Annotated in this window: 18 protein-coding genes and 1 pseudogene; 14 read left to right on the top strand and 5 right to left on the bottom strand. The window is 51.1% G+C overall.

All coding sequences use genetic code 11. The annotated features are described in order from the left end of the window. The first annotated feature begins 34 nt into the window (after positions 1–34). The 4 genes from malQ (at position 35) to Q7J88_RS02900 (ending at position 3,251) form a co-directional block, all read left to right on the top strand. A complete protein-coding gene (malQ, locus tag Q7J88_RS02915) occupies positions 35–1,543 on the top strand; it encodes a 4-alpha-glucanotransferase (RefSeq protein ID WP_303720657.1) in 1,509 nt (502 codons plus the stop codon). A 99-nt stretch (positions 1,544–1,642) separates the two neighbouring features. Further along, complete coding sequence (locus Q7J88_RS02910; RefSeq protein WP_303720656.1) at positions 1,643–2,425, top strand: hypothetical protein; 783 nt, start codon at positions 1,643–1,645, stop codon at positions 2,423–2,425. Positions 2,426–2,741: 316 nt separating this feature from the next. Next, positions 2,742–2,891: a hypothetical protein gene (locus Q7J88_RS02905; protein ID WP_303720655.1), complete on the top strand. Its 150-nt coding sequence runs from the start codon at positions 2,742–2,744 to the stop codon at positions 2,889–2,891. A gap of 9 nt (positions 2,892–2,900) precedes the next feature. Then, on the top strand, positions 2,901–3,251 hold the full coding sequence (locus Q7J88_RS02900) for a methyl-accepting chemotaxis protein (RefSeq protein ID WP_303720654.1): 351 nt from the start codon (positions 2,901–2,903) through the stop codon (positions 3,249–3,251). A gap of 565 nt (positions 3,252–3,816) precedes the next feature. Here Q7J88_RS02900 and Q7J88_RS02895 read toward each other — a convergent pair. Continuing rightward, on the bottom strand, positions 3,817–5,199 hold the full coding sequence (locus Q7J88_RS02895; protein ID WP_303720653.1) for a tetrathionate reductase family octaheme c-type cytochrome: 1,383 nt from the start codon (positions 5,197–5,199) through the stop codon (positions 3,817–3,819). A 262-nt stretch (positions 5,200–5,461) separates the two neighbouring features. Between Q7J88_RS02895 and Q7J88_RS02890 the strand changes: the two are divergent. Beyond that, a pseudogene (locus tag Q7J88_RS02890) lies at positions 5,462–6,817 on the top strand (IS1182 family transposase). A 228-nt stretch (positions 6,818–7,045) separates the two neighbouring features. Here the strand turns inward: Q7J88_RS02890 and Q7J88_RS02885 are convergent. Further along, complete coding sequence (locus Q7J88_RS02885; RefSeq protein ID WP_303720652.1) at positions 7,046–8,440, bottom strand: tetrathionate reductase family octaheme c-type cytochrome; 1,395 nt, start codon at positions 8,438–8,440, stop codon at positions 7,046–7,048. A gap of 177 nt (positions 8,441–8,617) precedes the next feature. Further along, entirely contained in the window at positions 8,618–10,447 is a 1,830-nt protein-coding gene (uvrC, locus tag Q7J88_RS02880) for an excinuclease ABC subunit UvrC (protein ID WP_303720651.1), read from the bottom strand. Between the two features lie 157 nt (positions 10,448–10,604). Between uvrC and Q7J88_RS02875 the strand changes: the two genes are divergently transcribed. The 8 genes from Q7J88_RS02875 to Q7J88_RS02840 all read left to right on the top strand — a co-directional run bounded on the left by Q7J88_RS02875 (position 10,605) and on the right by Q7J88_RS02840 (position 16,436). Beyond that, positions 10,605–11,114, top strand: coding sequence for a Crp/Fnr family transcriptional regulator (locus Q7J88_RS02875; RefSeq protein ID WP_303720650.1), 510 nt, complete (start codon positions 10,605–10,607; stop codon positions 11,112–11,114). Further along, the gene (locus Q7J88_RS02870) at positions 11,111–12,241 is read left to right on the top strand and encodes an AI-2E family transporter (protein WP_303720649.1); all 1,131 of its coding nucleotides are present in this window, start codon (positions 11,111–11,113) and stop codon (positions 12,239–12,241) included. The genes Q7J88_RS02875 and Q7J88_RS02870 overlap by 4 nt, the downstream gene beginning before the upstream one ends. After that, positions 12,228–13,043 (top strand): inositol monophosphatase family protein, encoded by an 816-nt coding sequence (locus Q7J88_RS02865; protein WP_303720648.1) that lies wholly within the window; start codon positions 12,228–12,230, stop codon positions 13,041–13,043. Before Q7J88_RS02870 ends, Q7J88_RS02865 begins: the two co-directional genes overlap by 14 nt. Before the next feature lie 308 nt (positions 13,044–13,351). Further along, the gene (locus Q7J88_RS02860) at positions 13,352–13,720 is read left to right on the top strand and encodes a response regulator transcription factor (protein ID WP_303720647.1); all 369 of its coding nucleotides are present in this window, start codon (positions 13,352–13,354) and stop codon (positions 13,718–13,720) included. Then, on the top strand, positions 13,720–14,262 hold the full coding sequence (locus Q7J88_RS02855) for a hypothetical protein (RefSeq protein WP_303720646.1): 543 nt from the start codon (positions 13,720–13,722) through the stop codon (positions 14,260–14,262). Before Q7J88_RS02860 ends, Q7J88_RS02855 begins: the two co-directional genes overlap by 1 nt. Positions 14,263–14,297: 35 nt before the next feature. Then, a complete protein-coding gene (locus Q7J88_RS02850) occupies positions 14,298–15,176 on the top strand; it encodes a DUF3365 domain-containing protein (protein ID WP_303720645.1) in 879 nt (292 codons plus the stop codon). Positions 15,177–15,204: 28 nt separating this feature from the next. Further along, positions 15,205–15,522 (top strand): cytochrome c, encoded by a 318-nt coding sequence (locus Q7J88_RS02845; RefSeq protein ID WP_303720644.1) that lies wholly within the window; start codon positions 15,205–15,207, stop codon positions 15,520–15,522. Positions 15,523–15,632: 110 nt separating this feature from the next. Then, positions 15,633–16,436, top strand: a complete 804-nt coding sequence (locus Q7J88_RS02840) for a DUF362 domain-containing protein (RefSeq protein WP_303720643.1) — start codon at positions 15,633–15,635, stop codon at positions 16,434–16,436. Positions 16,437–16,443: 7 nt separating this feature from the next. Here the strand turns inward: Q7J88_RS02840 and Q7J88_RS02835 are convergent, their stop codons facing one another. Together Q7J88_RS02835 and proC are read right to left on the bottom strand one after the other, a co-directional pair. Next, positions 16,444–17,070, bottom strand: coding sequence for a LysE family translocator (locus Q7J88_RS02835; RefSeq protein ID WP_303720642.1), 627 nt, complete (start codon positions 17,068–17,070; stop codon positions 16,444–16,446). Positions 17,071–17,155: 85 nt separating this feature from the next. Further along, positions 17,156–17,968, bottom strand: coding sequence for a pyrroline-5-carboxylate reductase (gene proC / locus Q7J88_RS02830; protein WP_303720641.1), 813 nt, complete (start codon positions 17,966–17,968; stop codon positions 17,156–17,158). Positions 17,969–18,140: 172 nt separating this feature from the next. On the opposite strand from proC, the gene speE reads away from it, so the two are divergent. Then, on the top strand, positions 18,141–18,986 hold the full coding sequence (gene speE / locus Q7J88_RS02825; RefSeq protein ID WP_303720640.1) for a polyamine aminopropyltransferase: 846 nt from the start codon (positions 18,141–18,143) through the stop codon (positions 18,984–18,986). Positions 18,987–18,999: the final 13 nt, after the last annotated feature.

Raw genomic sequence — 18,999 nt, 5'->3', positions numbered from 1 at the left:
AAACTCCTTAATCACGAAGTAGACAGGAGTGAAAATGTTAACGACGAGGCAAAGCGGTATTCTACTGCATCCGAGTTCTCTTCCGGGCCCCCAGCCGATAGGCACTCTTGGCCAGGAGGCATATGACTTTGTTGATTGGCTGGTTGCCGCAGGACAATCGGTCTGGCAGGTTCTCCCCCTTGGTCCGACCGGCTACGGAAACTGTCCTTACAGCTGCTATTCGGCCTTTGCCGGCAACCCACTATTAATCAACCTGCAAAAACTGGTTGCGGCAGGAGACCTGCAGACCAACAAACTGCCTCCAGCGGCAGCAATTAGCAATAAAGTGGACTTTCCCGCCGCAGATAAACAATTGAGTCTGCTCCGGCTCGGCTGTATCCAGTTCGCTGAAGCGGCAACACCGGAACGGCGGCAAAAATATGAGCAATTCTGTCGCGAACAGTCCTATTGGCTGAACGACTACTGTTTTTTCGAAGCGATGCGCCAAATGCAGCAGAAAAGAGGCTGGCAACAATGGCCACAGGAAATTCGCCAACGACAGCAATCGGCTCTGCACAAATGGGGAATGGAGCTGCAGAATGAGATCGCCTGGCACAAATACCTTCAGTTTGTTTTTTTCGAGCAGTGGTTCGAACTGAAAAAATACGCCAATCAAAAGGGCGTGAAAATTTTCGGCGACCTACCGATCTTCATCGCAGAAAATTCGGCAGATGTTTGGGCCAACCGACACCTCTTCTACTTGGACGAGAACGATTTGCCGACCCTTGTAGCTGGCGTCCCCCCAGACTATTTCAGTGAAATCGGGCAACGATGGGGCAACCCGCTCTACCGCTGGGAACGGATGGCCGAGGACGATTATTCCTGGTGGCGCGCTCGTTTCCGCTGGAATCTTCAGTTGTTTGATCTGATCCGGGTGGACCATTTCCGTGGTTTCTCCGCCTGCTGGACAATCCCTGCGGAGGAAAAAACAGCGATCAATGGCAAATGGACCACTGTGCCTGGCGCAAAACTATTCCAACGCCTGCTCGACGAACTGCCTGAGTTGCCGATTATCGCCGAAGATCTGGGGGTGATCACAGCCGATGTCGAGCAATTGAGGGATCAGTTCAACCTACCCGGAATGAAAATACTGCAGTTCGCTTTCAATTCGGGACCTTCCAATCCGTATTTGCCACATAATCATCTGCAAAACTCGGTGGTCTACACGGGAACCCATGATAACAGCACTAGCTTGGCGTGGTGGCGCTCTCTCGATAGCAAAAGTCAACAGCGAGTAAAGGACTATCTAAAACGCCCTTGTGAAGAGATGCCCTGGACTTTGATCGAAACCGCTTTAGCCAGCGTTGCCCGGTTGACAATCCTGCCACTGCAGGATTTGCTCGGACTGGATGACAAATCGCGCATGAATCAACCGGGAATAAGCCTCGGAAACTGGCAATGGCGTGAATTGCCTCAGCAAAGGAATCGCGAAATAACAAAGCGATTACGGAACGTTTCTCATCTATACGGACGTGTCCTGTGCAATGCCACAGAAAAGCAGTAACAACCATCTAAGCGCTTGTACATATTTTCTCGTCTATGTTATCGTCTCCTGAAAATCGATAAACTAAGCCAAAGAGGCTATCATCTGGAGGATATTGTTGTGAAAAAATCGTTAGCACTGATCACTATTTCCATCGCTGCACTCACTCTTACTGCTTGCAGCCAAGACAAACCAACAAGCACTGTGGCTCAAGCCCCTCAAGAGCAGACCCCCGCAGCAATGACCGCACCGGCAGCAAATAAGTCTGGTGGGACATCGGGAACCGTCGTAGAAACCATGAACGCTGCCGGCTACACCTATGTACAGGTTGATAGCGGCACTGAAAAGATCTGGGCAGCTGCGCCAGCATTTACCGTAGCGGTTGGTGATTCGGTTGTGGTTCCGGACGGCATGCCGATGACTAACTATCACAGTAAGACTCTGGAGCGCGACTTCTCCGTTGTTTACTTTGTCGACTCGATTCTGAATGCAAGCTCGCCTGACTCGGCGATGGCAGAAGGAGGCATGCAGGAAGACCAATCGCAAAAAACAAAGGCGCCCGCTGCAGACGATGTTGACCTGACGAACATTGCCAAGCCTGAGGGAGGTTTAACGGTCGGGGAGATCTTCGGCGACAAAGCCAACCTGTCCGGCCAAGAGGTTACTTTGCGCGGCAAGGTCGTTAAATTCAGCCCGAAAATCATGGGCAAGAACTGGCTCCACATTCAAGACGGCAGTGGCGACTCTGAAGCAGGGACCCATGACCTGACCGTCACGACCGATATCACAGCGGAAGTCGGTGACACAGTATTGGTCAAAGGCCCCCTGACTCTCGACAAAGATTTCGGTTACGGTTACCAATACGATCTGATCATTGAAGATGCAGCGATAACTATCGAATAAATAATAAATTTATTAATAAATCTACAAAAGGCCTCTGAAGAAATTCAGGGGTCTTTTTTGTTTTTAAAACACCGGCAAAAAACTCGCCTCTGGGAATTCATGCTTCGAAATTCAGCCTCGCGACAGTCAGGACGAAATTCGTAGCGTCCTGAATTCACGGGAGGACTACCTTAACAGCACCATGAGCTCCATCCAGTCGGTGGGTCAGCAGATTCCCTCCGGCCGCAACTCAGGCGCTGTTTTCTCACAAGCCCTCTCGAGAGGAAAAACCGACTCCGCAGCTTAACTGGAAGAAAGTTCCAGTTCCTTGGACGAGATGTCCAGCAAAACCAAGCTAAATGCGAACAATGCCAGCCAAGTCAACCAACTCTACGGTGAAGCGAAAAACGCAGCGGAAAACGGTAACCTGCGAATGCGGCAAACGGTTTCCGCGATGGAGGAGATCAGTGAGCTGGTCAGAACATAGATCATCAGGGTGATTGACCAAATCGCCTTCCAGACGAAACTCCTTGCCCTCGATGCAGCCATCGAGGAGGCACAGGCTGGACAACACTGTAAAGGCTTTGCGGTGGGCTGCAGAAGAGGTCAGTTGGTGGCGTGCAGAGCTAAGGAGGGCCAGGAAACAGCTGACCTGATCGCCGACTCGGTGCAAAAAACCGAACGCAGAGGTGAAATAGCCAGCATACGGCAGAAGCTCCCGAATCGATCAATGAACGGATCAAAAGTTTCCGACTTGCCCGAAGATATTGCTTCAGCTTCCCATGAACAGGCTGAAGGCACCGCGCAACTCAACCAAGACTTAGGACTAATTGATCAGGTAATATAGCAAATACAGCGACCGCTGAAGAAAACGCTTCCGCCACCTAGCAACTCGGCGACCAGGCAAGCCGCCTGCTCGCAATGCTCAACCCTTTACGGGTATCCCACCAACCGCCAAACCAGCAGCAGGAATATCCTGCGACTGTGGACAGCAACTGCCATCGGAGCCAAAATTGAAACAGACGATAGCTTTATATGACGATGAGTTCGGCAAACACTAGTCGTGCTCTCGAATTTTCTGCGAAGGCCTTCTTATTCATGATAAACCTCGCCTGAACCTCCATATGAAACGCTATAAAGATCAACGAAGGCTCGCATAAATCTACTAACCAAGTAACCTCATCAATTGCGGGGGGTTTTTATTGTCGTGCATGAAACTTCTGGATAAGGTCTGGTCAACGAATTCTGGATGGGTGAGCTACCGCCACCACTTACCCCAACAGCTGTTGAGCCAAGACAAACTCAGCCACCTGTCAATATCGACTTGCCGACATTAATCTATTTATCTCAAATAGAAAAAGGGCTGCCCCATAAGGAACAGCCCCATTCGTTATCCATCAGCTACGATGTAGTTATTTGCCGCGTGCCCACTTGGCATTTTTCATCGGGTCACCTGAGTAGCCAAGGGTTTTCCAATCCATGCGCCCCTTATCACCGTGGCAATCGAGACAGCTGAGCGCAACGTTTGCTTCAGAAACCATGTGGTTGATCCGCCAGAACATACGAGTCTCAACGAAACCAACTTCACCACTGAACGGCAAGCCTGCCTGCTTCATACCGATCTCCGCTGACTTTTTCCAATCAAAGGTATGCCAGTAGCCATCATCATCTATCTGATGAACAACCAGCAAGTTCTTGTATTTTGGATCGTAAGCCTGCTTACCGCGCATAACCTTGAACGGATAAATCCGAGCCTTTTTGTCCTTAATGGTCGAAGTCGGTCCAGCAATCGTTAGTACCTTGCTCGGATCCTCTATTTTCTGTCCACGCACATAGTTGACAGCTTTGCCTGATTCGAACCAAGCATATTCAGGCGGTACGTTCTTGCCATACTTCATATCGCCCTTCTTTTTTACGTAAAGCGGCTTGCCATACTTGTCCTTGGTGACATTACGGTCATCATCACCGGAGGTCGACCAGTCCCACCAGAGCTTGGTCGGAATTTCTTTTGAGTAATAGGGAATGTGACAAGTCTGACAAGCAACATTTGCCACATGTTCATTCAGACGACTCTCTTCATGCGGGGCCGCGGTATGACAGTCCTCACAACTGAGCTGGCTTTCGGCACCCGGCGAAACACCGAGCGAGTTACCGGGGATAACGTGATTTTTTGTCACGTGACAAGCCTGGCAGGCGAAATCCTTGCCGTCTAGCCCCATGTGCACATCAACCTTTTTCTCCGGATAGGCCATAGAGGAGTCGAGATCACCATGCTTAACCGCATCGCCACCGCCACCATAGAAATGGCAGGCACCGCAGTTGTCGCGTACCGGCTGTCCGACATTCTGGGCAATCCGCAACAGGTTAAGCCCTTCAAAAACCCTTCCACCGCGCGCCTTGAGGTAGGTCCCGGTGGTATCGTGACAGACCAGACAGTCGACCTTAGTCTTGTCGGTGAAATCGAAGTTATCGTCTTCCCAGCCGTAACCGGCGTGACAGCGGTTACAGGAAGGCTCGTTGGACTTAATTTGGGTACAGTAGTTATTGAATGTGTTCTTCTTGCCTGCCTGTACCTTCTTGCCGTTGATTACCTGCTCTAGTGACCAGGTCCAGTGGCTGGTTTTCATAAACGCTTCAGCCTGTTCTTCATGGCACTCCAAGCAAACCTTTGTGACATCCGGGCCCGTTTTAAATTCGCCTTGAACATATTCCTTGTGCGGATTGGCAGCCATTACCGGAGCCACTAGCAAAGCGACTGCGAAGCAGGTCAAAATCAGCTTTTTAGTCTGTTGCATCGTCTTCCCTCCATTAGCAACATAGTTTACAAAGTTGTTTACTGGTCGCTGTTTCCAACCTCCCCCCAGGATATTACATTTTTGCGGGCAACAACGATTTAGAACTCTACCATTAATCGCGACAAATGATACCATAGCGCACAACAAAAAACATTAGTTTTCTACAATATTAAAAAGCCGTCTTCTGAAAGTCTCAGACTGTTGACAAATCCTCGCCCTTTTAGCGGGGATTTTGTGAACTGAATTTCTGTAAAATGTTTGCATGTTACGTGGACATGACAACAAACAAGTTGTGTTGGAATTCGTAAGCATTGAAGAACTCGTTGCCTAGGATCATCTGCTGCACAAAATGGATAGCGTGATTGATTTTGACTTTATCTGCGGAAAGGTCAAGGACCTTTAATGCGCCGACAATGGTCGTCCAGCGATTGATCCGGTAGTGTTGTTCAAGATGCTGTTTCTCGGTTATCGGCTCGGCATCCGTTCCGAGCGCCGACTGTGTTTGTGAGATTCAGGCCAATATTGTCTATTGCAGGGTCATCGGTTTCAGCCTGACCGACAAAGTTCCGGATGCTTCGACCTTCCGCCAGAACCTTCGACGTCGCTTTACCGATAGCACCATCTAGGAGATCATCGATGAGATCGTCCTGCAGGCGATGCGCAAACGACTGCTTAACCGGAAGGTTCTCTACACCGACTCTACCCATTTAAAAGCGAGTGCCAACAAGCATAAGTTCAAGAAGAAGCAGATCGTTCGTGCGACCTGCGAATACATGGATGATCTGGAAAAGGCGATCAGCAAGGATCGAAAAGACCACGGGAAAAACCGTTAAGGCCCAAAGAGCAGCCCCCTGAACCTAAAGAGATCAAGTCAAGCACCACCGACCCTGAGAGTGGTTACCTGATGCGTGAGGGCAAACCGAAGGGTTTCTTTTGTCTCGATTACCGCACCACCTGCGGCAAATACAACCTGATTACCTAAACCCATATCACACCCGCCAACGTTCATAATAGTCTCCCGTACCTAGAGCGGCTCGACCACCAGCGGCAGCGTTTCGGATTAAAAACTGAAGCCGTAGGTCTTGACGCCGGTTACAGGACCGCACCGATCCGATCTGCAAGGGACTTGAAGAGCGCGACATCTACGGGGTGATCGGCTACCGGCGTCCCACCCATATCAAAGGAGACCTCTATAGACGCGACTATTATTTAATGAACCGCAACACTATGGTTGCCACTGCCTGAGGGGCCAGCTACTGACCTATCGCACCACTAACCGACAAGGCTATCGTAAGTATCGTTCTGGTCCCGCTATCTGCCGGACCTGTTCATTTCTTGGACAATGTACCGAGAACGTACAACAGGTCAAAACCGCCACCCGCCATGTCTGGGAGGATTATCAGGAAAAAGTCGATTCACACCGTAAGACCAAAACCTGCAAAGCGATCTACAAACACGGCAAAGAAACCGTTGCGCGCAGTTTTGCCAATGGCAAGCAACTCCACGGTTACCGCTACATCCGGATGCGGGGGCTATTGTGTGCCCCAAGAGCAGTGTTTACTGTCCACCGCCTGTCATGAATATGAAAAAGATAGCTCTACTGCTGAGCAAACCTTAGAAAAAGAAGGGTAATGGCAAAGGTTCAGCTCTTCTAAGGTGGATCAGAGCATATATTAGCGCCACACCCCCGCGCTGCCGCTATCCTAGACATTACCTGCTTGAACAGAAAACTCCCTGGAAAACATACATAAGTAAACCCCGCATCCTAAAATGCGGGGTTTGCCAGTGAACTGAGGCCCTTTTCCGAAGGCTTTTTTATCAGTAATTTACCTAGAGAGAGTTGATTTTATTTTGATCGTGCCCATGCCAGATTGGACATCGGGTCACCCTTGTAACCGAGTGCGATCCAATTCATCCGACCTTTGTCACCGTGGCAATCAAGACAGCCGAGAGCTTTCTCTTTCGGAGCGATCATGTGGTTGAGGCGCCAGTACATATCGGTTTCGGCAAAACCGTACTTGCCGCTGTATGGCAGGCCACTTGCTTCACTACCAAGGCGAGCCGCCTTATCCCAATCGAAGTCTTTCCAGTAACCACCTTCATTGGCAATTTTTGCCGTAATCAAGTTCTTGTACTCTGTGTCGTAGATCTGCTTGCCACGCATCACCTTGAAAGGGTAGATCTTGGCTTCTTCGTCGCTGCGATCACCCAACGGATACGCCAGACTGCTCACCGTACTCGGATCGATCTTGTCGCCGCGATGGTAAGCACCAGCGGTGCCATTATACCAGCGATACTCCGGAGCCAGATTCTTTCCGTACTTCATCTCACCCTTCTTCTTGATGTAGGTATGATGACCATACTCATCCTTTTCGTCAAATTGGCGCTCTTCGCCGGCTTTTGACCAGTCCCACCAAATCTTGGTGGCCAATTCCTTGGCATAGGTCGGGATATGGCAGGTTTGACAGGCGACGGTATCGAGGTGAGCATTAATGCGGCTCTCACTGTGAATTTCCCCAGCATGACATTGATCGCACCCAAAATGGGTCTTACCGCCCGGGGAAACCCCAAGAGAGTTCCCGCTGATCACATGATTCTCAGTCTGATGACACTCAACGCATGCGAAATCGTTTCCTTCCATGTTCATATGAACGTCGATCTCTTCAGTCGGATACGACATGGAAGAGTCAAGGTCACCGTGCTTCACGGCATCACCACCACCACCGAAGAAGTGACAGGAACCACAGTTGTCGCGGCTAGGTTTGCCAACATTTTGGGCTATTTGTATCAGGTCGATATTCACACTCGGCATCCCGGCAGCGTTGCCGGCTTTTCCATAACGCCCTGTGGTGTCGTGACAGACCAGACAGTCGATATTCTCTGGGTTATCGAAATTGAAGGTAGCAATATCGGTCATCCCGTAACCGGCGTGACATTTTGAGCAGAACTGCTCGTTCCCGGCAACCGAGGTACAGTAATTGTTCAGCGCATTCTTCTTCCCCCGATCAACAGTACGCCCATCAACAGTCTGCTTGAGGCTCCAGTTCCAGTGCGAAGTCTTCATAAAATCCTTCGCAGCGCTACCGTGGCACTTAAGACATTGGCGAGTGACATCCTGAGGTTCGCTCACTGTTCCCTTGATCCGATTTTTGTGGCTGCCTGCCATTACCGGTGAGGCGAAGGTTCCGCAGACAAACAGCAACAGTCCCAGACGCACCAGATAAGAAATTGACTTCTGCATTCCGTTTTCTTCCTTTCGTTTAATTCGCACAACCATATATACGGTATTTTTGATATATTGTTTTATTGTTTTTCTCTTCCAGAGTCAACTGGAAATACCACTCACGAATAATTTTTAATTGAAATGGGAATTTTCTGCTCCCGGCTGAGCAGCCCACAAAACAATAAAAGGGTGGAATTAGCCCTGCTGGAAATGCTGATAGATTCGTTCGGCAAGGGTAGCAGGGAGACCAGGCATTTTACCCAATTCATCCAACGTAGCGGCACGGACCTGTTTCAGGCTGCCGAAATGCTTTAACAAGGCTTTGCGTCTGGCTGGCCCGACCCCAGGGATATCTTCCAGACCAGAACGCAAGTTCGCTTTACTGCGCAGCTGCCGATGAAAGGTGATAGCAAAGCGATGCGCTTCATCGCGCAACCGCTCCAGCAGAAAAAGAGTCGCCGAGCCACTACGGAAGCTGAGTGGATTTTTCCGCCCCGGCAGAAAGAACCGCTCTTCACTGCGCTCCACCGCCTTACCGCGGACATTGGCAACCACCCTGCTCTTGGCGATTCCAACCGCTCCGATTCTGCCCTTCAGGTCAAACTCCGCCAACACCTCGGAGAGGACACCGAGCTGTCCTTTTCCCCCGTCGATCAAGATCATCTGCGGTAGATTCTGCTCATCAATCCCCCGCTGTAACCGACGTCGCAGCACTTCCGCCAGCGAGGCGTAATCGTCGGCACCATCGACGGTTTTAATTTTGAAGCGACGATATTCCGCATTGGCGGGCTCTCCGTCAATCAGCACCACCATACTGCCCACCGAATGGGTTCCCTGCACATTTGAGATGTCGAAACATTCGATCCGCCAGGGGAACTGGGGCAGATGAAACTTAGCCTGCAACTCTTCCAGCAACCGTTTACGAGCATCCTTCCGGCTCCCACGTTGCTTGAAAGACTCTTCCGCATTGCGCAGGGCCAACTGACAAAGCCGCTTTTTCTCACCTCGCTGCGGGGCCTGCAAACAGACCTTGCGGCCACGTTTTTCACTCAGCCAGTCCGACAGCAGATCGACATCCTCCAGTGGAAACGGGAGCAAAACCTGATCTGGCAGAATCACCTCGCGCGCGTAATACTCCTGCAAAAAACCGGACACCAGTTCAGGCAGATCGAGAATCCACTGCAAAGGGTAACAACGCCGGCCGATCAGCTTCCCCTGGCGGATGAACAGCAGAGCGAGTTCCACCTCCCCACCTTCCCGGTGCAAGCCGATCACATCCTGATTGCCACCGCCATACTCGGCAACCTTCTGCTTTTCAATGCTTTTTTCGATCGCAGTTATTTGGTCCCGCAAGCGGGCCGCATCCTCGAAACGCATTTCGGCCGCAGCCTGCAGCATCTGCTGCTGAAGCCGGGCGACAACTTTCGATTCTCGCCCGTCCAGCAGATCGATAACCCCGTCGACCAAGGCGCGGTATGCGACGCGGCCGATTTTCCCGTGGCATGGAGCACTGCACTGGCCGATTTGGTGAAAAAGGCAGGGCCTCCCCCGCTTGCTGCAGCGCTCGATACTCGAATGCCGCAACGGAAAGATACGGTAAATCTCTTTCAATGTCTGCCGGATCGCCCCAGCTGAAGAGTACGGACCGAAGTAGCTGGCGCCATCATCCTTCACCTGCCGCACCACCTGCAGAGCGGGAAACTTCTCACGCAGATCAATCCGAACCGAGACATAGGTCTTGTCATCACGTAAATCGATATTGTAGCGCGGCCGACATTTTTTGATCAGCGTATTTTCCAGCAGCAACGCTTCTTTTTCCGTATCAGTGACAATCACCTCGACGCCCCGCACCTTCTCCATCAATAAAGGGATATGCGTGCGGCCATCACCACGAGAGGAAAAGTAGCTGCGCAGCCGATTGCGCAACTGTTTGGCTTTACCGACGTATAGCACCTCACCATCAGCGGAAAGCATTTGATAGACCCCCGGCGAGGTCGGATATTTACTCAAATCGATTTCTATCATGGCTCACAGCATAAACTAAACTCGGTAACGGGATAAAGAGGCAGCCAGAACAAAATCTTTTATCTGGTGCATAAATAACTTACTGGTATAATAAAGACTTTCCGCCTCTGAGGAAGAGGCGAATAGCCATTTCGATGAGATACAAAGAGGGTGCGCAGTGAATCCATTCTGGAGCAATATCTTTCGCAGTTCCGGCTACCAGGAAACCCTGGCCTATTTTCTAAGCACCGTTCCGATTTTCAGCAAATTGAAAAAACGGGAACTCAGCTTTCTGGAAAATATCGTGCATGTCCGTGATTATAAAGCGGACGAAATCATTTTCGAAGAGGGCGACATCGGCTCCGGCATGTATGCCATCCGTTCCGGCCAGGTACGCATTTACACGCGCGATGAAAACGGTCGGGAAATCGAGCAGGCATTACTGGAACCGGGCGACTTCTTCGGCGAAGTTGCCTTGACCGCCTCACGACCGCGGATTGCGTCCGCCCGCACCACCGAAGCGTCGGTACTGGTTGGGTTGTTCCGTTCCGACATGCAAGATGCGGTTCGCAAGTATCCCGCCATTTCAGCCAAGATCCTACTCGGCCTGACACGGGTGATCAGCGACCGGCTCCACCAGAGCCACCTATTGATCAACGAGTTGAAACGGGAGCGCGGACAGTCATGACTGATCAGAGCGGCTTCACCCGTGCCCAGGTAATCCTACTCTACGTTGTCCTGACTGCGGCCATTGCCTCAGGGATTGCCATCTTCTCTTCGGCCTCGACCATCACCAACATGCTGAAAACAGCGACAGAAGGGCTGTTTCTGCCGATCCTGATCTCGCTGATTGCCGCCTTTCTGCTCGACCCGGTGGTACAATTTTTCGAGCGAGAGAGGATCGGCCGAACCGGTAGCATTTTCATTGTCTATTTTCTGGTTTCGATCCTGATCCTCACACTGTTGATGCTGATCGGCCCACCCAACTGGAAGGGGATGCTACAGGCATTAAAAGCCGATTTTCCGCGCTACTTCGGGCGCGCGGTTGAATACATCAACGGCCTGCTGAGCACCTTGCAGAGGCACTTACCGTTCATAAAGAGTTACGATCTGGTCGACAAGCTCCGCGCATCGACTGAAGAGCTGTTCGGACTGGTTCTATCGCAAACACCGAAGTCGGCTATGCGGATCGGCAGCCTGTTTTTACTTGTGCCGCTGTTCTCGTTCTTTTTTTTGCGCGACAGTCGCCGCATCATGCGCGGTCTGATCTCGCTCACGCCGAATCGCTATTTTGAGATGATCCTCGATATTTACGATCACGTCAGCTGGCAACTTGCCCACTTTATCCGTGGACGGATTCTGGAAGCACTGATCATCGGCATCGTTGTCTGGATGGGTCTGTCGCTGACTGACATTCGCTACGCGCCAATTCTAGGTATTATTGCCGGGGTCACCAACTTGGTCCCCTACATCGGACCGATTGTCGGCATGATCCCCGGGCTGATTATCGCTCTGGTCGATCTGGGCATGGGCGGACAGTTCTGGTGGATTTTCTGTGTCTACCTGCTGATCGCGCAGATCATCCTCGACAATTTCATCTTGATCCCGATTCTGATTTCTCGGGTATCCAATCTACACCCATTGCTGGTGATCCTGGCGATTGTCATGGGTGGCAAGTTGTACGGCGTGTTGGGCATGATTATCGGGGTCCCGATTGCCAGCATCATCAATATCGCCATTTTGGAAATTCGTCAATACCAACGCACCTTCAGTCCCTACAGTCGCATCATCAGCACTCGGGATGAATACAATTGACATGATCGACCAGCAGCTGCTCGAAAATGTCATTAACCTTGCCCGGCAGACCGGCCGCTACCAGATGAGTCGGTTTCGTTCCCTGCCACCCGGTGGCGGCGAGGAAAAGGTAGCACGTGAGTTCGTTTCTGAAATCGACATAAACTCGGAACAGCTGTTAATAGAGGGGCTGAGTAAGCTGTTACCGGAAGCTGGCTTTTACGGTGAGGAAACAGGTACCACCGGCAATGAACTTTTACGCTGGGTGATCGATCCTCTTGACGGCACCACAAATTTCCTCAGCGGCCTGGACCAATTCAGTATCTCCGTTGCGCTGGAAATTGACGGCCTCTGCGAACTTGGCGTAGTGTTGCGACCAGCGTCGGAGGAACTTTTCAGCGCCCGACGAGGGCAAGGTCTGTGCCGTAACGGTCAGGCTTGTCCAACCGTCAGCAACGTTCCGCTCTCGCAAGCGCTGATCGGTACCGGCTTCCCCTACCGCTCCAAAGACTTGGCAACCTCCTTCTTCCCCTGTGCGGAGCAGGTTCTATACAGTAGCCGCGGAATCCGTCGTTTCGGCTCCGCAGCCCTCGACCTCAGCTATGTCGCGGCAGGTTTTTTACAGGGTTTCTGGGAAAGTGACCTGCAACCTTACGATGTCGCCGCCGCGTTACTGTTCATGGAGGAAACAGGTTGTCGGGTCAGTAATCATTTGGGATCCACTTACTCTCCCTACCGCGACCGGCTCTTGGTTTGTGGTCAACCAGATACCCATTTACAGCTGCAGCCGATAGTTGCCAAGCATTATCAAGACGCCAGCTAACCTTGAGTCTAGCAATTTCAATCCGCCCCCGGCTTTTTTCTTTCTATTTCCATCTCCCCCCAAACACCCAAGTGTCCTTTTATTCTTAGCCACTTAGCACAACAAAACCTTCAGCTATCCGCCGATCTTTACGATTTCATCTTATTTTATTTTAAAATTTTCTCATATTAGTTGTTGAAAAAAAATTAACTTTATTTATAATCACTCATTATTGTGCCCTTAGCAAGCTACAACTTTCAATACTTTAGTACGGGCATATTATCGTGCTTTTAAAAGCGTCTCATTGCCCTGAAAAAAAGGAGCGACAAATGGCTAAAATTCTCGTTGCCGAAGACAGTGAAACAGAATTGGCTTTGCTACAGGAAGTGCTGGGCTCGACGCCACACGAAATCACGACAACAACAGATGGTCTTGAAGCGGAAACGGCCGCGCGTGGCGGGGGGTTCAACCTGATTATCCTTGATGTCATTATGCCGGGGAAAAATGGCTTTCAGGTATGCCGTTCCCTAAAGACAGATCCGAATCTTAAAAACACGCCGATCATCCTGCTAACTTCCAAAGCGGAAGCCAGCGACAAGTTTTGGGGCAAAAAGCAAGGCGCTGATGCCTATATCACAAAACCATACGAACCGATGGAACTGTTGCTGGAGATCAAAAAACAACTGGGAGGTGCCTGATGACCCTCAAAGAAGCCTTTAGTGAGCATCTTGGCTCGGGGCAGCAGGGACAGTTGGTCATTAAATTTTCCAGAGATGTACATCTGTGCAAAATACTGGTTGAAAATGGCCAGGCAGTACATATCGCTCACGGTCGTATTTCACCAGAAGAAATTCTCGGTACCATCGCAAGCAAGCCTGTGGAATGGGTCAATTTCATTACCGGTTACCCGGTTCGAAAAAAACTCGACTTCCCTTTGCACGAAAATCTGCTAGCGGCAGTCGCGCAGCAAAATTCTCCAGCTCCCAAACCGGCCACAGATGCTCCCGCAGCAAACGTTGGACCACCGATCGATGCAGACGAGATCGCTGCAGTCATCGACGGGTTCATCGATCTGGTCGGACCATTGGGGACGATTCTTGCCGAGCAGGCTGCATCCACCATCAGCTACACCAGCGGCAACCCGATGCCGCAGGCAAATTATTCCTGTTTTCTTCAAAAACTGGCGGGGGAAGTTCCGGAAGAAGATCGGGATGCGTTTATTAACCAGTACAAGCTTTAGTTTATTTCAATGCACTCTGAACAGGAGCAGGAATAATGTTTAAAAATATGAATATCAGAAAGCGGGTCTTTGTCATTCTCGCGATTGTCTATATCTTCTCGATGATCGGGGTCGTCGGAGCGGGTTACTACCTGCTGACCGAGGACACCCGCCGAGAAGCGGCAGAAAAAACCGAACTTTTTCTGCGCTCGATGAACGCCAACCAAAAGTATATGTCACAATACGTGCGTCCAGAACTGAATGAGCTGATCGGCGACGAGTATTTCCCGGAGGCATCGGTCGGTGCTGTTATGCTGGCAAAGACGGCGAAAATCCTTAACACCGCATACCCGGAATACTTGCTCAAAATCAGCTCGCCAAACCCGCTGAATCCGGACAATCAATCGACACCATTCGAAGAAAAGATCATTGCAGGTTTTGATAAGGGTGAATATGAAGAATATAGCGGCTTTACAGAAATCAACGGTGAAAGCTTCTACGCTTCAGCGATCCCGATAGAGGCTCGCAAGGGCTGTATCTGGTGCCATGACACCCCTGAAGCAGCGCACCCGGACATGGTCGCAGAGTATGGCACGACCTCCGGTTACGGCTACAAAGAGGGTGACATCGTCGGTACCCGGATCGTCTATGTTTCGACCCAAAAAATAGTTGAACTGACTTGGAAGAAGCTGGCCTTTTTGAGCGCGGTTGTTTCAGTCCTATTCCTAGTCGCACTGATCATCATCGACCTGATTATTAACCGCAGTGTGGTCAAACCGATCGAAACCATCGTTGAAGTTGCTGGAGATATCAGTCGCGGCAAGATGGATCGTTCATTCGATGTCGATACAAATGACGAAATCAAGTCGCTTGCAGATGCCTTTAACCGAATGAAGGTCTCCCTGCAAAAAGCAATGGACATCCTGAGAAAGTAATAGTTTACAGCCTTCCAAAGGAGCACTTATGAAACGTATTATTTCCCTATTGTTGGTTCTTGCCATGGTTCTCGCTGTCTCCAGCATCTCCTATGCCGCGAGTGCCCGGCGCGGCAAAAGGGTCTTCGCCAAAGTCTGTGAAGCATGCCATGTCAAAGGCAGTGATGCTGGCAAACTAAAGCCATCCAGCAAAACCATGTCGCAATGGAAGCGTTTTGTTGAAAAAAACAGGCATGACGTTGACAAGAAGGTTTTGGATGAGATGTCTGACAAAGACCGCGACAACCTGCTGAAGTTTCTACAGGATTATTCGCTGGATGCGGCCACCGTAGAAACCTGCGGCTAGCAGAAAAAAACCAGATAAAAGGGGTTGCCTGGATAATGGCAACCCCTTTTTTGTTCCTGTTCCCCGAAGCAACCGCGAATGCTAGTTTGAAAAGAAAACAGGGAGAACAGATGACCGACCGTTGCCGACTTTACAAATTCAACAGTTTTGAAACCAGCCTGCCAGAACTCCTTAACAGGATCGGCGCGGCCGATGTACTAGAGCAACAGCAACGGATTCTGCTGAAACCGAACTTAGTCAACACCTCACCGCCACCGATCACCCTGCCGCTGGCGGCAATGGAAACTTTAATCCGTTATATCCGCAATTGCAGTGATGCAGAGTTGCTCATCGCCGAAGGGTCTGGTGAGCCGGATATCGATACCGCTGACGTTTTCCACGCGCTCGGTTACGACCGCCTCGCTCAGACTTACTGTATAGAACTGCTCGATTTGAACGAAGTGGAAAATATTTGCCTGAGCAACCCTCTATGCCAGGTGTTTCCGCAAATTTATTTGCCGAAAATCGCCTTCGAAAGCTTCATTATTTCATTTCCGGTTCTAAAAGCGCACAGTTTAGCCGATGTGACCCTGGCAATGAAAAACATGATGGGCTTCCCCTCCCACCACCATTATCAGCAAGGGGGCTACTGGCGCAAAGCGGCGTTTCATGCACACATGCACAAATCGATCTTCGAGCTGAACCTGTACCGAAAACCGGATTTGTCGATTATTGATGCCAGTGTCGGGATGGCGGAATATCATCTAGGCGGGCCGACCTGCGACCCGCCGGTCGGCAAACTGGTTGCCGGCTTTGATCCGGTTGCCGTTGACGCCTGTGGGGCGAAACTTCTCGGTTTCGATTGGCGTCAGATCGAATATATCCGGCTGGCAGACGAGGTTCTCGGCAAAGCAGGTCCTGCTCAAAAGAGCTAATACTACGTCAACGCTCGAAAGCCAACTTCAGACCGAAAAACACCATCACACCACCGGTCGCAATATCTTGCCCACGCCGCACCCGCGAACCATTCAACCACCGCCCCGCCCGCTCAACCAATACGGCAAGCAAGGTTTGATACAACATGGCGATAACGAAATGAAGCGCGGCCAGCAACAGCGATTGTCCAAGTACTGAACCAGCAGGATTGATAAACTGGGGCAAAAAAGCCATGTAAAAAAAGATCGCTTTCGGGTTCAGCACGTTCGACAACAAACCTTCAACAAAGGAACAACGCAGTTGGAGGTCAGTTGTCCGTGCGGCAGGCAGGGGTAACACTTGTCGCCCACCGAATGCCGAATTTAGGCTGACCAGTCCTAACCAGACCAGATACCCCGCCCCGGCAAGTTTTAATAGCGAAAATACCAGCGCCGATTGCAGCAGCAACAAGGAAATGCCCAATGCCGATACCAGGGCATGGACGAACAGACCACAACAAATCCCAAAGCTACTGACTACGCCAGCGCGCCAGCCGCAGCGGCTGCTGTTGCGAATAATCAGCACGGTATCGACACCGGGAGTGATGGTAAGCAGTGTTACCGGCAAGAAAAAGGTCAACAATTGTCCCAGCACAACAGTATTATCTCCAAAAACAACAGCTCGACCGGACAACCCCGACAGCGGGGGAAAGAGAAAAAGGATCGAGATGGGGAGCAGCCTACTGACCGCCCAACTCCCGGGAACGGTTGGCAGCGGCCGAAACCGCCTCCATCAGTGTTGTCCGCAAACCTTTTTTCTCTAGGGTGCTGACCCCGGTAATCGCAGTTCCACCCGGCGAACAGACCCGATCGCGGAGGATTGCTGGATGTTCCCCGGTTTCGCGCACCATCAACGCCGCTCCAACAACTGTCTGTACTGCCAAAGCGTGAGCAACATCGCGCCGCAGCCCTTCTCGAACCCCGCCATCGGCTAAAGCTTCGATAACGGTATAGATATAAGCTGGGCCGGAACCGGACAAACCGGTCACCGCATCCATCTGCCGTTCATCGATCACCTGGACCTTGCCGACTGCCTCGAAAAGCTGCTTAACCAGCGCGAGATCTTCTTTGGTCGCGCTATGCCCACGACAGATTGCACTTGCCGCTTCGCCGACCAGCGCCGGGGTGTTCGGCATCACCCGCACAACCCGTGGGTTGCCGGCCAAGTGTTTTTCGATATGGGAGCAAGAGACGCCGGCCAGAATGGATACCAGCAGTTTGTCTTTGCCATAGGTTCCGGCGACTTCTTCGAGCACCTCATCAACAATCTGCGGTTTGATCGACAGTACAACTATTTCACACTTTTTCATCACCGCACAGTTGTCAGTGGTCAACTCAACCTCATATTCTTCCTCCAAATGATCGCGGCGCAGCTCGCTCGGCTCAGACACCATGATCCGGTCGACTGGCACCCCCCCGGCCAGCAACCCTTTGATCAGAGCTTCCGCCATGTTACCACCACCGATAAAACCGATCTTCTGAACATTGGTCATCGCAATTTTTTCCTTTCCCGACAGCTGAGTTACAATACAATTGCATCTGTTTATCACAGCATTGCAAAAAAATATATCCAGAGGTGAAAAAAACACTTGCCTGGGTCCTGAAGCAGGTATAGTAACTGCTGACTCAATTGCGCGGATTTTCAGTCAGAAAAGGATAGATAACATGGACCTGTGGTACACGGAAAAACATAGCGACAACGTCGGCATCACGATGAAATCGACCGGAACCCTGTTCTCCGGGAAAAGTGAATTTCAACAGCTTGACATCATCGACACTCTCGAATACGGCCGGATGATGCTGCTCGACGGCTTAGTGATGGTCACCGAACGGGACGAATTCGTCTATCACGACATGATCGTGCACCCGGCCCTGTTCACTCATCCCGCCCCAAAACAAGTGCTGGTGATTGGCGGCGGCGATGGAGGCAGCATCCGCGAAATCATGAAACACCAGAACATCGAATTGGCGACGCTGTGCGAGATCGACGGCCTGGTGATCGAAAAATCTGTCGAACTTTTGCCGAGCATGGCCGGCGATATCGACGGCAGCAACCCGCGGGTTAAACTGCATGTCGACGACGGGCTCGCCTATATCCGCGAACATCAGAATGAATTCGATGTCATCCTAGTCGATTCGACCGACCCGATCGGCCCGGCGGTAGGCCTGTTCGAGGAGGATTTCTACCGGCTGGTCTTCGGGGCCCTGAAAGATGACGGAATCATGGTCGCACAGAGCGAATCCCCGTTCTATCACGCCGAGATCCAGAAGAGCATGTACAAAAACCTGCGCGCTGTCTACCCGATCGTTGAAATGTACCAGGCGTTCATCCCAACCTACCCGAGCGGTTTCTGGAGTTTCGCCTTCGCCAGCAAGAAGTATCACCCGGTCAGAGATTTTGATCGCGAGCGAGCTGCGAACCGTAGTTTTTACACCAAGTACTATAATGAGGATTTACATCTCGGGGCCTTCATGCTACCGACCTTTGCCAAAGAAAACATCGCGGAATAAATGGAGGAGAGCA

The sequence above is a fragment of the Malonomonas rubra genome, from assembly GCF_003247215.1.
In the GTDB taxonomy this organism is placed as follows: Bacteria; Desulfobacterota; Desulfuromonadia; order Desulfuromonadales; family Geopsychrobacteraceae; genus Malonomonas; species Malonomonas rubra_A.
This window is presented reverse-complemented; position numbering and strand designations above follow the sequence as displayed.

Coding starts and splice junctions, on each gene's coding strand:
- Q7J88_RS02845 (WP_303720644.1), top strand. CDS start 15,205: ATGAAACGTATTATTTCCCTATTGTTGGTTCTTGCCATGGTTCTCGCT.
- malQ (WP_303720657.1), top strand. CDS start 35: ATGTTAACGACGAGGCAAAGCGGTATTCTACTGCATCCGAGTTCTCTT.
- Q7J88_RS02895 (WP_303720653.1), bottom strand. CDS start 5,199: ATGCAACAGACTAAAAAGCTGATTTTGACCTGCTTCGCAGTCGCTTTG.
- Q7J88_RS02850 (WP_303720645.1), top strand. CDS start 14,298: ATGTTTAAAAATATGAATATCAGAAAGCGGGTCTTTGTCATTCTCGCG.
- Q7J88_RS02905 (WP_303720655.1), top strand. CDS start 2,742: ATGTCCAGCAAAACCAAGCTAAATGCGAACAATGCCAGCCAAGTCAAC.
- Q7J88_RS02865 (WP_303720648.1), top strand. CDS start 12,228: ATGAATACAATTGACATGATCGACCAGCAGCTGCTCGAAAATGTCATT.
- Q7J88_RS02860 (WP_303720647.1), top strand. CDS start 13,352: ATGGCTAAAATTCTCGTTGCCGAAGACAGTGAAACAGAATTGGCTTTG.
- Q7J88_RS02885 (WP_303720652.1), bottom strand. CDS start 8,440: ATGCAGAAGTCAATTTCTTATCTGGTGCGTCTGGGACTGTTGCTGTTT.
- speE (WP_303720640.1), top strand. CDS start 18,141: ATGGACCTGTGGTACACGGAAAAACATAGCGACAACGTCGGCATCACG.
- proC (WP_303720641.1), bottom strand. CDS start 17,968: ATGACCAATGTTCAGAAGATCGGTTTTATCGGTGGTGGTAACATGGCG.
- Q7J88_RS02840 (WP_303720643.1), top strand. CDS start 15,633: ATGACCGACCGTTGCCGACTTTACAAATTCAACAGTTTTGAAACCAGC.
- Q7J88_RS02855 (WP_303720646.1), top strand. CDS start 13,720: ATGACCCTCAAAGAAGCCTTTAGTGAGCATCTTGGCTCGGGGCAGCAG.
- uvrC (WP_303720651.1), bottom strand. CDS start 10,447: ATGATAGAAATCGATTTGAGTAAATATCCGACCTCGCCGGGGGTCTAT.
- Q7J88_RS02870 (WP_303720649.1), top strand. CDS start 11,111: ATGACTGATCAGAGCGGCTTCACCCGTGCCCAGGTAATCCTACTCTAC.